The organism is Pseudomonas azotoformans (assembly GCF_900103345.1).
GTDB lineage: Bacteria > Pseudomonadota > Gammaproteobacteria > Pseudomonadales > Pseudomonadaceae > Aquipseudomonas > Aquipseudomonas azotoformans.
Genome location: NZ_LT629702.1, coordinates 964,561 through 979,588, shown reverse-complemented (window position 1 = coordinate 979,588; position 15,028 = coordinate 964,561). Strand labels below are relative to the sequence as shown.

Here is a 15,028-nt window from a genome sequence, read left to right as displayed (position 1 = left end):
TCTTCCGCGATGTTCGCGCCTTTCACCCGTTCCATGACGTTCACCCTCGGCCTCTTCAGCGTGGTCGCAAGCCCCGACCTGCTGGCTGAAACCGACCCCGAAAACAAAGCCCTCGAGCTGCGGGCCACCAACATCACCGCCGAGGGCCTGGGAGCCACCACCGAGCACACCGGTGCCTACACCACCGGTTCGATGAGCACGGCCACGCGGCTGAACCTGTCGGTCAAGGAAACCCCGCAATCGATCTCGGTGATCACTCGCCAGCAGATGGATGATTTCAATCTCAATACATTGACCGAAGTGCTACGCCAGACCACCGGAGTCAACGTCCAGCACAACGACTCCGACCGTGTGTCCTATTCCTCCCGTGGCTACGGCATCAACAACTTCCAGATTGACGGGATGCTCAACACCTTCGGCTACATGAAGTCCGATTCCGACACCATCATCTACGACCGCATCGAGGTGGTTCGCGGTGCTACCGGCTTGACCACCGGTGCGGGTGACCCCTCGGCCACAGTCAATATGGTACGCAAGCGCCCCACCGCCCAGTGGCAGGCGAAAACCGGGGTGAGTGGTGGCAGCCATGACAACTACTACAGCTACGTGGATGTCGGCGGCCCATTGGCGTACGACGGCAAGCTGCGCGGGCGTACAGTGCTGGCCTATCGCGACAGCAAATCCTTCCGCGACAACTACGCGCTGCAGCGGGCAGTCGGCTACGGCATCCTTGAAGGCGACCTGTCGGACGACACCGTGCTGGCGGTCGGTTTTGATTACCAGGACAAAAAGGTACAGGGCACATCCTGGGGCACTGTGCCCTACTGGAACAGCCAGGGCGGCAAGGCCGGGCTGTCACGCTCCACCAATATGGCCGCGCACTGGAGCTCCTGGCCGCTGACCGACAAGACTACCTTTGCCAGCCTCGATCACCGCCTGGATGGCGACTGGCACGTGAAGGCGGCCTACACCCATCGCCAGAGCGATACGGACGGCAAGGTCTACTACGGCGGCGCGGGGTTCCCCAACGACGACCGCAGCGGCATGACCGCCTGGGCCAGCCATATGCGCGGCACGTCGAGAATGGAGGCGATTGACCTGAACCTGGCTGGCAGCTATGCGCTGCTGGGCCGTGAACATGAACTGATGATGGGTTATGGCGAGGCCACGCAGCGGGACGTCTCGCCCGTGATGCGCAGCAGCATCCCGGGCGGCTACTACAGCATCGAAGACTGGAAATACATGGGCGGGATAGGCAAGTTCGCCGACACCGTGACCGGGCTCAAGGGTGAGCACAGCAGCAAGCAACAGAAAGCCGGCTACCTGGCCACGCGCCTGAGCCTGACCGAGCGCCTGCATGCGGTACTCGGCAGCCGTTATGGCAGTTGGGAGCTGGAAAGCGCAGCGCCTGAATACGCTGCCAATGACCAATTGCTCAGGGCCAACAAGACCCGCCAGACCCACAACGATATGTGGACGCCCTACGCCGGTCTGCTCTACGACATCACACCGGAGTACACCGTCTACGCCAGCTACACCGACATCTTCAAGCCGCAGAGCCTCAAGGACGTCAACGAGAAGTACCTGGAGCCCGTGGTGGGCAGCAACTATGAAGTGGGGCTCAAGGGCAGCTTGCTGCAGGAGCGCTTGAACGTAGCGGCCGCCTATTTCTGGAGCAAGCAGGACAACGTCGCGGAACGGGATGACTCCGTACCGCCGAACCCGATCACGGGCGAGGAGTACTACAAGTCAGGCGGCAAGGGTAACAAGGTGAGCGGTTTCGAGCTGGAGGTGGCTGGCGAAGTGCTGCCGGACTGGAATCTCACGGCCGGCTACACCTATACCCACTCGGTGAACGGCGCGGACAAACGCAACAACACCGGCCAGCCGCTGAACCTGCTGAAGGTCTCCAGTGCCTACCGGTTACCCGGTGCATGGCGCAACCTGACGGTCGGCGGTGCCGTGAACTGGCAGAGCGATATCCATGAATTCAGCAACCGGCCGACGGGGGCTCGTGACAGCAAGGGAAACCGGATCACCACACGGGCAAAGATCACCCAGCAGGCCTACAGCGTGGTCAACCTGATGTCCCGCTATCAGTTCGATGAACATGTTACGGCGTCGCTAAACGTCAACAATCTATTTGATAAAAAGTATTACGAGCGCGTTGGTTTTTATAACGGCGTGTATTGGGGTGACCCACGCTCGATCACCTTGGCATTGGACTGGAAGATGTAGGACCTTTTAACCAGAAGTTAACGAAATTGTTAGCTTTTGGTTTTTTTGGCGTTAATTCCTACTTAATAAACTCCCTCCACACTTGCCCCATGAATCTGATCAAGGACAGAACGGATACCGATCACACTTACCGGAAACACTGCCATGAAACTCTCCACCCTGATGCTTGCCAGCCTGATGACCCTGACCTCCGCCGCCGCCTTTGCCGAAGGCGGCTCGGAGCGTTCCAAGGCGTTCTACAACGACTTCACCTTCGTGCAGCAACAAACCCACGGCACCGCTGCACAAACCGCGCTGGCCGATGGAAAGAACGTGAAGAAAGAAACCGCTGACCAGTCCGCTGCCGAGCAACAACCAAACACTTGATTTAACCGTAATACCCTTTGCCATCCCGCTCCTTTGGTCAAGGTCAACTTGGCGCCATTTAATGGCGCCTTTTTTTTGCCTGTTATTTATTAAAGCGGTTTGCTCCAGAACAACATTCGCCCGTGGGCCGGATCAAACATCGAATCATCAAAACCAAACTTTCGATACGCCGATTGAGCCACCGCATTCCCCTCCAGTACCTCCAGGGTAATTTTGCAGCAGCCACGCTGACGGGCGATTTCCTCGACCTTTTGCAGCATTTTCTGGCTCAGCCCCAAACCACGGAACGCATCCATCACCGCCACGTCGTGGACATTGACCAAAGGACGGCAGGCAAACGTGGAAAACCCTTCAAAACAATTCACCAGACCCGCCGGTTCTCCGCCGACAAACGCCAGTACGCTGAACGCATGTGGGCGCTTTGCCAGTTCGCCTGGCAGTTGCTCCAGGAGGTCGGCGGGCAGGCTGTGGCCACCGCCCATCGGGTCTTCGGCGTAATGGTTGAGCACGCGGCCGATGGCGTCGGCATGCACGGGGTTGGTGTAGCTGGCTTGCAGCACCAGGATGTCTGGGGTGTCCATGTCCTTCCTCGATCACGATTACAAGGGATTCGGCTCCCTGTGAGGGGCACGATTGTAAGCGTGGAGCAGGCGCCAGATGAAGGAGATTAACTACAAATATGCGCATGAAAGGCGAAGGTTACGCGGTTGAAAAAGCGCAATCGCACGATTCCTGGATTTTTTCGTACGGGCGTCAGCCGAAACGCTGCAACTGCATTTCTTGCAGGCGGCTGAGTGTCCTGCGGAAGGGAAACTCCAGGTAGCCCTCGGTGTAAAGGCGCTCCAGCGGCACCTGGGCCTCGATGAACAACGGAACTTTACGGTCGTAGCACTCGTCCACCAGGGCGATAAACCGGCGCACGCTGTCATCGTGCACCGACAACTCCGGCAACTCGCGATCACCGGCCACTACGCGTTGCACGCCATCCTCAGTGCCGCGGGCAATCCGGCCAGGACGTTTTTGCGCACTCAGGTTGGGAACTTCACCGAGCAGGATGGGCTTGAAGCGATCGCACAGCAGCATGAAATCCATGGCCGCCAGCGGTTGCTCGCACAGGTCGGCGTAACGGCACCAGAGTACGGTATCGCTGGACTGCACGGCGACGATGGCGCGATGCCCCACCACGAGCGGCCCGCTGCGAGTCGGTTGACCTTGGGCCAGGCGCTGGAACACGCCCGCCAGCGCCTCGGGTTGATTGACCCAGTAGCGCTGAATACCCAGGCCCGGATGCAACCGGTGGTCCTCTCCCCCATCCACCGCTACCACCTGCATGTGCTGCTTGATCGCCGCAATGCCCGGCAAAAAGCGCTCGCGGTTGAAGCCATCGGCATACAACTGGTCAGGCGGTTGGTTGGAGGTGCAGACCATCACCACGCCTTCTTCGAACATCACCTGGAACAGCCGCCCGAGGATAATCGCGTCGCCGATGTCGTTGACGAACAACTCGTCGAAACACAGCACGCGCACTGCCTGGCTCAGTTCCCGGGCCAAGGCCTGCAAGGGGTCGTGGGTGCCGGTGAGTTGGAACAGACGCTGATGCACCCACTGCATGAAGTGATGGAAGTGCTGACGCCGCGCTGGCACCTGCAGGCTTTGGTAGAACTGGTCCATCAGCCAGGTCTTGCCCCGACCCACCGGGCCCCACAGGTACACGCCGGCGATCGCCGTATGGCTGTGGTGCAGGGCTTCGTGGCAGGTCTGCAGGGCGTCCACCGCGCGGCGCTGAGCGGCGTCGGCGACGAAACCCGGTTGAGCAACGGCGTATTGGTAGGCAGCGAGGGGCGAGTCGAAAGTCATGCCCGCCAGTATGAACTACAGCGAAATATCCAGCCGCGAAATCTTGCCCTGCTCGTTCAAGCGAAAGGTGTAGCGCAGCTCCAATGGGCTGCCCGGGAAATTGCCGGACACGATATTGCTGACCAGCACCTTGCCAGTACGGTGTTGCACCTTGAGCACTTCGACCCGCGACTGATAACGACGCCCGGTGTCTTCCATCCAGCGCGCAATGGCGGCAGCGCCGACCTGGTGCTGGCCCTCATCGAACACATTGGCATCCTCGGCAAAACACTGGGCGATAGCCGAGGTGTCACGGGTATTGGCCGCCGCGATATAGGCCACGATGGCCGGTGCCAACTCAGGGATAGACATGACACAGCTCCTTTCTTGGTGATTTGTAGTGCCATGCTAAGCCAGGGTTGTGTCAGTTTTTGTCAGGAGTAAACGGTCCGGATTCATTCTGCTCCATCAACTTGCGCCAGGCCCGCAGCCAATCGCTGCGCCGCCCTGGGTAACGTTCGCCAAGCACCTGTGCACTCGCCACGCGGTCGGTGCGAAAGGTGCGATAGGCGCCGCGCAGTTCACACCAGGCCACGATCACCCGCACTTCATTCAGAAAGCCCAGAGCCAGGGGCCAGATCAGGCGTTGGCTCTGGGTCTGGCTGGCGTCGGCGTAATCGATATTCAACTTGGCCTGGTTGCGAATCGCCTCGCGAAACACATTGAGCGGCACCCGGTTTTCCGGGTAACCGAACCCTGGCGGGCCAGGCAGCAGCGTCGGGTTGCGCAAGGCTTCCTGGGCGGCAGGGTCGAGTACATCGGCGATCTTTGCCAGGGCATTGGCAGCCGCACGGCTGAGCACGTCATCGCCGCGCTGGTCCACATATCTCAAGCCGAGCACGATAGCTTCGGTTTCCTCGGCGTTCAGCATCAAGGGCGGCAGAAACAAGCCACTGCGCAACACATACCCTACCCCCGCCTCACCAAAAATCGGCGCGCCCAAGGCCGTCAATTCGGCGATATCGCGATACAGCGTGCGCTCGGACACCTCCAACTGCGCCGCCAGCACCGCAGCGGTCACTGGACGTTTCTTACCCCGCAGGGCCTGGAGCAAAGTCAGTAGACGAGTGGTACGCGACACAGGGTTTCCCGCCAGAAAATGGAAAAGTGCAGCAGCATAGCAAAGCCCCCTGTCAGAAATCGTCAGCAGTAAACAAGTCGCTTGACCCGATAAATTATGCAGATCATATTGAATACATGTTGCCAAACATGTAAGACAATCACTGCCTCTGGAGTCCTTGTATGCGTAATAAAATCTTTGGTCGCCGCAGCGGCCTGCAGGTATCTGAACTGGCCTTGGGCACCGGTAATTTCGGTACGGGCTGGGGCCATGGCGCCGAGCGCGACGAAGCCAAGGCGATCTTTGATGGTTACCTCGAAGCCGGGGGCAACTTCCTCGATACCGCCAACGGTTACCAGTTCGGCCAGGCCGAAAAGCTGCTGGGGGAATTTATTGCCTCGGAGCGTGACAACCTGGTGGTGGCCACCAAGTACACCCTGCGCACCGAGCCGTCCGATGAAGGCACGATCCGCGTCGGCAACAACCGCAAGAACCTGGTGCGCTCGGTGGAAGAAAGCCTCAAGCGCTTGAACACCGAGCGCATCGACCTGCTCTGGGCACATATGAGCGACAACGTCACGCCCATGGAAGAGATCCTGCGCGGCCTCGATGACCTGGTGCGCGCCGGCAAGATCCACTATGCCGGCCTGTCCAACTTCCCCGCCTGGCGTATTGCCCGCGCCGACCTGCTGGCCGACGTGCGCAGCTTCGCACCGATCATCGGCGTCCAGGTGGAATACAGCCTGGTGGAACGCAGCGCCGACCGCGAACTGCTGCCGATGGCCGAAGCGCTGGGGCTGGGCGCCACGCTATGGTCACCCCTGGGCGGCGGTTTCCTGACCGGCAAGTACCGCAACACCCAGGACGATAACCGCGCCAACAAACTCGGGATCCTAGTGCACGCCGAACACAGTGCGCGTGAAACCGCTGTGCTCGATACACTGCTGGCGGTTGCCGGTGAAATCGACGCCACACCGACCCACGTCGCCATCGCCTGGCTGCGGGAAAAGGCCCGGAGCTCGACCACCGCGCTGGTGCCGATCCTGGGTTCGCGCACCCGCGCCCAGCTGGACAGCACCTTAGGCGCGCTGAATGTGCACCTGTCGGCCGAGCAACTCACCCGCCTCGACAGCGCCAGCGCCATCCCGCTCGGCGTGCCGCACGGGATCATTGCAGAGCGTTTCCCCGTCGCCAAAGGTCCGGACCAACAGCGACCGCCGGTAATCTGAACACCTGGGCAGCCCCACAAGGGCAGCCCATTTCATCAGGCGACGATATCACTGCGCGTCACCTGCCCCTTGACCAGCACTTTGAAGTCTGGCTTTGCGTTGCCAGTGGTATCGATTTTCAGCGTACTAAAGCGTGTCTTGGCGTCGTAAGTCAGTATTGCTTCACCTGGCCGCCCCGTGAATACCTCGACATGCTTCAATTCAGGCTGGCCGCTGGCGAACCGAACGCTGGACACATCGATTTTGTCCTCGCCACTGCGAAAATCCATGATGCGATCCGGCGCATCGGGCGTTGAATGGCTTGCGTCAGAAAACAAAAATACGTCCTTGCCGCTGCCGCCCCACAGCTCGTCCTGCCCGGCCCCACCATCAATGACATCATCACCGGGGCCACCCTTCAGACTGTTGGCAGCCGAGTTGCCGAGCATCCAATCATTACCCACACCACCGACGGCATCCTCGATGACCACACCCGGCGCAATGGATAAGTTGCCTTTCATCCCCCCAACGTCCGAATACGAACCCGCATTGAGGTTGATTTTCTGATCATCGCGATAACCGCTCAGGTTCAACGTATCATGCCCGCCGCCATCCCAGATCGAAGCCACCAGTGGGTCGCTGGCCGATTTGACGGTGTAATAATCCCGGCCAGTGTTGGAACCAAAGCCATAGACGGTGTCGCCTTTGCGGGTTTGCGTATTAGGCCCGTAGAGCTGCTGGGCAGCAACGATATCGTCCATTTGCGGGGCCGACGCGTAATACTGTTTTCCTTTTTTACTGAAATCCTGCCCCGTGTGAGTCTCCTCCCAATAACTCATGACCGAATGCCCCTGAGTATCCTGGCCGTACTCGGCCGCCTTCTCATATCCGGCTCTTGATCCATTATATTTTCCAGGATGGAATAAGCCGATTTGATGCCCAGCCTCATGGGTAAACGTATTGCGGCCCCTACTGTTCACTTTAGGTGCGCGGTTAGCGTCATAGCCGCCCACTCGAAACCAGGCTTGCTGCTCATGCCCCTCCGGATCGTATTGGGTAACCGCCTTTCCATCCGGAGCTTTCACACCCTCGATTTCCTGAAAGTTGCCAAACCGCAGATGCCCATCGCCCGTTCCGTCATTTTCCTTCTCGGTAAACTTGACATTGGCGACGTCTGACCAGGATTGTAGGGACAGTCGCATCTGAGCCTTTTGCTCAGGATTGAACTCACTGAAACCGATGAGCTTCAGCTGATTGAAGGTTGCGCCAGGGCGCTTGGCGAACGAATAGGAAAAGGTTGCCTTGCCGTCGCCGTCGCGGTCCGGCCAACGCTCTCTGCCCTTGAGATTTATTTGCTCCCCCGCCTGATCATGGGTGAGAGATGGTTTGCCATTGACGTCTTGACCCGGCACGCGCTCATGGCGACGGCCGAATGCCTGCATCTGTTCGAACGCAGTACTGGGTGGAGTTGGGGCAGGAGCCGACTGGGTAATAGCCATATCAATATTCTTCTTTACAATCATTGTGGTGATTGAAAAATCATGACATTGGCCAACGAGGTGCACCGTAGGCACTTTCCTCAACATCAGTGGATGAGTAGAAGCAGACGCAAGAAGGTTTTCGGTATCGATGTAGGAAATGGACCGAAAAAGGCCTGCCACCCAGTGGACAGGCCTTTGGATCAACGCTTAAGCCAAGCTCTTGCTGACCACCTCGAACACATCACTCGACAACTCACCGGACGCCAGAATGCGCTCCAGCTCCGCCTTCATCAGCGCTTGGCGCGCGCTGTCGTATTTGCGCCAGCGGGTCAGCGGCGCCAATTGGCGCGAAGCGATCTGCGGGTTGAAGCCATTCAACTGGATCACCAGGTCCGCCAGGAAGCGATAGCCCGAACCGTCCGCCGCGTGGAAGTTGATCAGGTTCTGCCCGGCAAAGGCGCCAATCAACGCACGTACCTTGTTCGGGTTCTTCATGGTGAACGCCGGATGCTCCATCAACGCCTTCACGCGCTCCAGCCCGCCCGGCAGGGTGCTGCCAGCCTGCACGCTGAACCACTGGTCCATGACCAACGGGTTGTCCTTGAAGTTCTCGGCAAACACCACCAGCGCCTTGGCCTTCTCTGCCTCGAACGGTGAATTCACCAGCACCGCCAGCGCGGTCAGGCGCTCGGTCATGTTGTCGCTGGTGTCGAACTGGTCCAGCGTCGCCGCCAACACTTGCGGCTTGCCACTGAGCATCAGGTAGGACAGCGCGATGTTCTGCAACGCGCGACGGGCAAAGTGCTCGGCGGCCGCCACGTACGGCGTTTGCTTGGACAGCTCGCGATTGGCCTGGTAACGCAGCCACAGCGCTTCGTGCAGGTTGTCCGCCAGTTGCTTGCGCGCAAACTCACGGGCGGCGTGGATGGCATCCACATCCGCCACGTCGCTGATTTCAGTCAGGTAGGCTTCACCCGGCAACGACAGCATTTCCGCGACCATCGCCTGGTCCAGGTTTTCGTCGCTCAACACGCTGCGCAGCGCAGTGATCAAGCGTTGATCCATCTTCAAGGCCTGGCCTTGCTGATGCTGTTCAATCAGCTCCTGCAGCACCTGCACCGACAACTGCTGGCCGGCATCCCAACGGTTAAAACCGTCGCTGTCATGCTGCATCAGGAACATCAACTGGTCGCGGCTGTACGGGAAGCTCAGCTTCACCGGCGCCGAGAACCCGCGCAGCAGCGAAGGCAACGGCTGTTCGGCGATATCAACGAAGGTAAACGTCTGCTCGGCCTCGGTCACCGAAATCACCCGCGACGTGCCACCCGCAGCCGCCTCACCGGCCAGGCGCAAGGCAACGCCAGCGCCCTGCCCGTCCAGCAAGCCCAGCTCCACCGGAATCACGAACGGCAGTTTTTCCACCTTGTCCGGGGTTTCCGGGCAGCTCTGGCGGAAGGTGAGGGTGTAGGTTTTCGCCGCAGCGTCGTAGGACTCGCTCACCGCAAGACGCGGCGTACCGGCCTGGCTGTACCAGCGTTTGAATTGCGTCAAATCGGCGCCGTTGGCGTCTTCCATGGCCTTGATGAAGTCGTCGCAGGTGACGGCCTGGCCGTCATGGCGTTCGAAGTACAGGTCGCTGCCTTTGCGGAAACCTTCGGCGCCGAGCAAGGTGTGGATCATGCCAACCACTTCCGAGCCCTTTTCGTACACGGTCAGGGTGTAGAAGTTGGAGATCTCGATAAAGCTGTCCGGACGCACCGCGTGGGCCATCGGGCCGGCGTCTTCGGCGAACTGGTGGGTACGCAGGTACGCCACGTCCTGGATGCGCTTGACCGTGGCCGAGTTCATGTCGGCGGAGAATTGCGAGTCACGGTAAACGGTGAAACCTTCCTTGAGCGACAGCTGGAACCAGTCGCGGCAGGTCACGCGGTTGCCCGACCAGTTGTGGAAGTATTCGTGGGCAACAATCGCCTCGACCCGCTGGTGCGCGGCATCGGTGGCGGTTTCGGCACGGGCCAGCACGGCGCTGGAGTTGAAGATGTTCAGGCCCTTGTTTTCCATGGCGCCCATGTTGAAGTCGTTCACCGCGACGATCATGAAGATGTCGAGGTCATACTCGCGACCATAGGTTTCTTCGTCCCAGCGCATGGATTTTTTCAGGCTGGTCATGGCGTGCTGGCACTTGTCGATGTTTTCCGGCTCGACGTAGATGCGCAGCGCCACGGTGCGGTCGGTCATGGTGGTGAAGGTATCTTCGACACACCACAGGTCACCGGCCACCAGGGCAAACAGGTACGCCGGCTTCTTGAACGGGTCTTCCCAGGTTGCCCAATGACGGCCATCTTCACCGGGGCCGCTGGCAATCGGGTTGCCGTTGGACAGCAGGATCGGGTAGCGGTGTTGCTCGGCGATCACCGTGGTGGTGAAGGTGCTCATCACATCTGGGCGGTCAAGGTAATAGGTGATCTTGCGAAAGCCTTCGGCCTCGCACTGGGTGCAGAACATGCTGCCGGACTTGTACAGGCCTTCCAGCGCAGTGTTGGTTTCCGGATGGATCTTTACCGTGGTGTCCAGGGTAAACATCGCGCTGTTCGGATGCACCGTCAGGTGGCTGTCGGTCAGTTGATAGTCATCAGCGGTCAGTGCCTGATCGGCCAGGTTTACGCTCAGCAGCTCAAGCTGCTGGCCGTCCAGCACCAGCGGCGGCAAACCTGCGCCACGCTCAGGATTGCGGCGCATCACCAGTTGCGCGTGGACCAGGCTGTGGTCCTCGAACAACTCGAAGGTCAGGTGGGTCTCTTCGATCAGGTAGTCCGGCGCCTGATAGTCCTTGAGGTAAATCATCTTCGGTTGTTCGGTGCGCATGGGTGGCATCCTTCTACTGATGCACGGCGAGCTGGTAGGCCGTGTACTTACGAATATTGATAACGCCGGTATCGAAGATCAGGTACTGGCCCTTGATCCCCAGCAGCGTGCCTTCGGCAATCGGGTTCTTGTCCAGGTTGAAGCTGACGATCTTGGCCGGATACTGCTCCACCGGGTAGCGGATTTCGAGCGGTTCGATGTCGGTCACCGGTTGGATGGCCTGCAGGCCAAAGCGTTCCTGCAAACCCAGCAGGCCGTCGGCGCAGGCGGCGAACAGTTCGTCACGCACCTGCTTGAGGTCGACGGACTGGGCGTCGCCCTTGACCAGCGCACGCCAGTTGGTCTTGTCGGCCACCTGGCTGCGGAACAGGTCTTCGACAAAACCGGACTGCTGGCGGGTCGCCACGCGCATGATCGGCAGCGCCTGGCTAGCGCCCTGGTCGAGCCAGCGCGTCGGCAGCTGGGTGGCGCGGGTGATGCCGACCTTGATCCCCGACGAGTTCGCCAGGTACACCACATGGTCGGTCATGCAGAATTTTTCGCCCCAGCCTGGATCGCGGCAGGTGCCGGCGTCGTAATGGCAACGCTCGGGGCTCATGATGCACAGGTCACACTGGGCCAGCTTGGTCATGCACGGGTAGCAATACCCCTGGCTGAAGCTGGTCTTGGTCTTGCGGCCGCAATGGCTGCAATGGATGGCACCGAGGTACTCCAGGCGCACGTGGGTGCCGATCAACGGGTTGACCGGCACCTCGGCGTCGCCTAGGCGAAACGCGTATTGAACGGTCGGCTCACCGAGTTGCGCCGACATCTTGCTGACTGCACCGCGACCAATTTCAATCAATGGATCGCATCCGACTTGAACAGGATGTTCGGCACGGTGGTCGATTTCGACTGGCATTCCTGCGGGCCCATGTAGCCGGTGCGCTGGTCTTCCGGCAGGTTCTGGATTTCCCAGGCGATCACCGCCTGCAACGACAGCTCGCGCTGCTCGGCGGTGAGCTTGCGGCCATCGGACCACTTGCCGATTTCCACGGCGAGCTTGAGGCTCTCGTAGATGTCCGGGGTGATGTTTTCGATCATTTCAGCAAAAGACGACATGTGAACAGCCTCTGAGGTTCAGCGAGTACGTGGGTGACGGGTCATGGCCCGTCAGAATTCCTTGGAGAGCTTGACCTGTACAAGCTCCTTGTCCAGCAGGCGCCGGAAAATCTGCGGCGCCGCGAAGGTGTAGGCGGCAAACGCCAGCCACAGCCAATTGACCAGCTCGGCCACTTGCGGATAGCCGTGGGCAGTCAACGTGATCACCACCACACGGTAGACCACAAACATGCACAGCAGCAGGATAATGGCGCGGGTGGCGCTGCGTTCGTTCATCCAACTATTGAAGCGCCACCAGGTGCCGAGGAACACATTGCTGCGGGCCTTGACCGCCGTGAGCAGGTGCAGTGCCGCAACGTTCGTGGCGTTCTCCTGCAAGGCCCAGATCGCATGGTCACGGGCGCCGTTGATATCGCCTTCGCGCAACAACAGGTGGCCGAGCACCACCACTGCCGCCGCATTCGACGGATCAGCCTGCAACGCCTGGCGCGCGAACTGATACGCCTGGTCCCACTGGCTGCTGGCGCGGTGGAACTGCGCCATGGCTACCAGGTTGGCGGGATCATCGGGGCCCAGCTGCAAGGCTTTTTCCAACGGTTCACGGCTTTGCGCCAGGCGACCGGTGAGCTGGTACAACTCGGCCTGGCAACGGTAGTACGCCGGGTTCAGCGGCTCCATGTCCAACAGTTGAGTAACATGTTCCTGGGCCAGCTTGAACTTGCGCAGGGCAATCGCCACCTGCGCGGCGGCGTAGTGGGACAGCGGCAACTGCGCATCGGCGGCAAGCGCCAACTGCACCTCGCGCTTGGCAGCATGCACGCGGCGCATGTTCATCAAGCAGATCGCCAGCAAGGCATGCGCCTCGGCCGACTGCGGGTCGCTGGCCAGCAACTGGCGCAATGCGTCGATGGCACCATCATTGTGGTCAGCCTGTAGGCGTTGGTAAGCCAGTTGCAGCAGATAGTCGGTATTCATCAGCTCACCACCAGGTACCACAGCGTGTACGGCAGCCATTTGACGACCATGCCTTTGAGCACGAAGCCACCAATCAACGCCAAGGGAAAACCAAAGCGGCTCAACTCGCCGCCGTAGTACTGGTAAATCTCAATGGTCGCGTTCTGCTGCATATACAGCAGGTAGCCCAGGGTGAGTTTCCACACCACCAACACCAACAAGGCGTACTGGATTTGCGCCTGGGTCTGCAAATACCCCGCGCCGACCAGTTGCAGCAACACGAAGCCGATGACGATGCTGCCCACCAGCGCCACGCCGGCCAGCACCCATTCGCGCACCCGCGTCGGGCTGCCGACGGCAATGGAGTTGAACACGAACCACGGCAAACCCAGCCAGGCACCACCGAGCATCAGGCCGAGCAGCGGCCAGAATGGCGAAACCGCCCACTTGGCCAGAGCGCCCGGGCGCGGTTCGTCTTCGATGCGATAACCACCGTACTGCGCCATCAGCGACCCTTCCCGTGCTTGTCGAGGAAGGCCAGCACTTCGTCGTACTGGTTGCCTTCATTGGCATACCGCGCGTAATTGCGTGCCGTGGTCAGCCATTCCAGGGTGGTCGCGCGCACCTCTTTCAAGGCTTGCTTGAAATGCCGGTCGCAAATCGACTGCTCGGCGCCACTGTCGATGGACGCTTCAATGGCTTCATCGGCGGCGGTTTCCACCAACTCGCTGAGGTCGGCACCGGAGAAGCCCGAGGTGTTCTTGGCCAGGAAGGCGAAGTCGATGTCGTCGGCCATCGGGCGGCCTTTCATCATCGCCTTGAGCATCGCCTCACGCGCCGGGCGATCCGGTGGCGGTACAAACAGCACGCGGTCAAAGCGGCCGGGGCGGCGGAACGCCGAGTCGACCGACCAGGGCACGTTGGTCGCGGCGAGGATCAGCACGCCGTGGTTGTCATTGGTAAAACCGTCCATCTCGGAGAGGAACTGGCTCACCAGCTTGGACGAGGTCGACTCGCGGGTATTCGCACGTTTGCCGCCCAGCGCCTCGACTTCATCGAAAAACATCACCGCCGGCGCCTGGGCCCGCGCCTGCTCGAACAGCGCGTGCAACTTGCGCTCGGATTCGCCGATGTACATGTCCAGCACATCGGAAATCGCCACGTTAAAGAAGGTGGCCTTGCACTCCCCGGCGGTGGCGCGGGCGAGCATGGTCTTGCCGCAACCCGGTGGGCCGTACAGCAGCACACCGCCGCCGACCTTCTTGCGAAAACGCTGGAACAGGCCCGGTTTCTGGTACGGCAGGATGATCTTTTTGTGGATGGTCTTTTTCAACTCATCCAGGCCGCCGATATCATCGAAGGTCAGGGTTTCGTTTTCCGGCACCAGCAGGCGCACGACTTCGCTCTTGTCGGTGTCGTCATTGGAGATCACACGCAGGCGCGGGCGGCCTTCGGCGCCAGGGAAGTCCACCACCGACACATTCAGGCGGCGCCACAGCGCCATGTCTTCCAGCGCCGGGTTGGCGTCCACCGCCGCACGGTATTCCACCTGGGCTTCCTTGAGACGCTCGAGTGCAGCCAGGGCACGGGCCTTGAGCAGGCGCGCCGTCGGGTCTTCACCCTCGATCAACAACAACGCCTTCTGCGCCTGGCCGTCGGCCAGCAGCAATTGCGCCGCCGCCAGCTTCAGCGCCGAAGCCTCTGGCCATTGCTCAAGGTCGGCGGGCAGCAGCTTCAGCCCACGCGCGTGTTCGCCACGCTCAAGGCTGGCACCCAGCAATACGGTCAGCAGTGCGACGTTACCGGGAGCCGCCGCCAGGGCAGCCTCCAGTTGGTCGAACGTCGAATCATCCATGGAG

Annotated in this window: 14 protein-coding genes; 3 read left to right on the top strand and 11 right to left on the bottom strand. The window is 60.3% G+C overall.

The genetic code is table 11. The features are described from left to right. Positions 1–9 precede the first annotated feature (9 nt). Positions 10–2,238: a TonB-dependent siderophore receptor gene (locus BLR69_RS04215; RefSeq protein WP_071496029.1), complete on the top strand. Its 2,229-nt coding sequence runs from the start codon at positions 10–12 to the stop codon at positions 2,236–2,238. Positions 2,239–2,382: 144 nt separating this feature from the next. Then, a complete protein-coding gene (locus BLR69_RS04210) occupies positions 2,383–2,604 on the top strand; it encodes a hypothetical protein (protein ID WP_071496030.1) in 222 nt (73 codons plus the stop codon). A gap of 89 nt (positions 2,605–2,693) precedes the next feature. On the opposite strand, the gene BLR69_RS04205 is transcribed toward BLR69_RS04210, so the two are convergent. From BLR69_RS04205 to BLR69_RS04190, 4 genes are all read right to left on the bottom strand, one after another. Beyond that, positions 2,694–3,185, bottom strand: a complete 492-nt coding sequence (locus BLR69_RS04205; RefSeq protein ID WP_071496031.1) for a GNAT family N-acetyltransferase — start codon at positions 3,183–3,185, stop codon at positions 2,694–2,696. Positions 3,186–3,357: 172 nt separating this feature from the next. After that, a complete protein-coding gene (gene zapE / locus BLR69_RS04200; RefSeq protein WP_071496032.1) occupies positions 3,358–4,461 on the bottom strand; it encodes a cell division protein ZapE in 1,104 nt (367 codons plus the stop codon). A gap of 15 nt (positions 4,462–4,476) precedes the next feature. Beyond that, a complete protein-coding gene (locus tag BLR69_RS04195) occupies positions 4,477–4,812 on the bottom strand; it encodes a nuclear transport factor 2 family protein (protein WP_071496033.1) in 336 nt (111 codons plus the stop codon). 52 nt (positions 4,813–4,864) lie between these two features. Then, entirely contained in the window at positions 4,865–5,581 is a 717-nt protein-coding gene (locus tag BLR69_RS04190) for a helix-turn-helix transcriptional regulator (protein ID WP_071496034.1), read from the bottom strand. A 161-nt stretch (positions 5,582–5,742) separates the two neighbouring features. Here BLR69_RS04190 and BLR69_RS04185 point away from each other — a divergent pair, with 161 nt between their 5' ends. After that, positions 5,743–6,789: an aldo/keto reductase gene (locus tag BLR69_RS04185; RefSeq protein WP_071496035.1), complete on the top strand. Its 1,047-nt coding sequence runs from the start codon at positions 5,743–5,745 to the stop codon at positions 6,787–6,789. A 35-nt stretch (positions 6,790–6,824) separates the two neighbouring features. Here the strand turns inward: BLR69_RS04185 and BLR69_RS04180 are convergent, their stop codons facing one another. From BLR69_RS04180 to BLR69_RS04150, 7 genes are all read right to left on the bottom strand, one after another. Further along, positions 6,825–8,267 (bottom strand): serralysin family metalloprotease, encoded by a 1,443-nt coding sequence (locus BLR69_RS04180; protein ID WP_071496048.1) that lies wholly within the window; start codon positions 8,265–8,267, stop codon positions 6,825–6,827. Between the two features lie 189 nt (positions 8,268–8,456). Further along, positions 8,457–11,114 (bottom strand): aminopeptidase N, encoded by a 2,658-nt coding sequence (gene pepN, locus BLR69_RS04175; RefSeq protein WP_071496036.1) that lies wholly within the window; start codon positions 11,112–11,114, stop codon positions 8,457–8,459. Between the two features lie 13 nt (positions 11,115–11,127). After that, positions 11,128–11,958: a DUF2797 domain-containing protein gene (locus BLR69_RS04170; RefSeq protein WP_071496037.1), complete on the bottom strand. Its 831-nt coding sequence runs from the start codon at positions 11,956–11,958 to the stop codon at positions 11,128–11,130. Next, on the bottom strand, positions 11,955–12,215 hold the full coding sequence (locus BLR69_RS04165; protein ID WP_017528545.1) for a YeaC family protein: 261 nt from the start codon (positions 12,213–12,215) through the stop codon (positions 11,955–11,957). The genes BLR69_RS04170 and BLR69_RS04165 overlap by 4 nt, the downstream gene beginning before the upstream one ends. A 51-nt stretch (positions 12,216–12,266) precedes the next feature. Further along, positions 12,267–13,190 carry a tetratricopeptide repeat protein gene (locus BLR69_RS04160; protein WP_071496038.1) on the bottom strand — a complete coding sequence of 308 codons (924 nt, stop codon included), beginning with the start codon at positions 13,188–13,190 and terminating at the stop codon, positions 12,267–12,269. Beyond that, entirely contained in the window at positions 13,190–13,675 is a 486-nt protein-coding gene (locus BLR69_RS04155; RefSeq protein ID WP_071496039.1) for a hypothetical protein, read from the bottom strand. The genes BLR69_RS04160 and BLR69_RS04155 overlap by 1 nt, the downstream gene beginning before the upstream one ends. Beyond that, positions 13,675–15,024 carry an ATP-binding protein gene (locus BLR69_RS04150; RefSeq protein WP_071496040.1) on the bottom strand — a complete coding sequence of 450 codons (1,350 nt, stop codon included), beginning with the start codon at positions 15,022–15,024 and terminating at the stop codon, positions 13,675–13,677. The genes BLR69_RS04155 and BLR69_RS04150 overlap by 1 nt, the downstream gene beginning before the upstream one ends. Between the last annotated feature and the right edge of the window lie 4 nt (positions 15,025–15,028).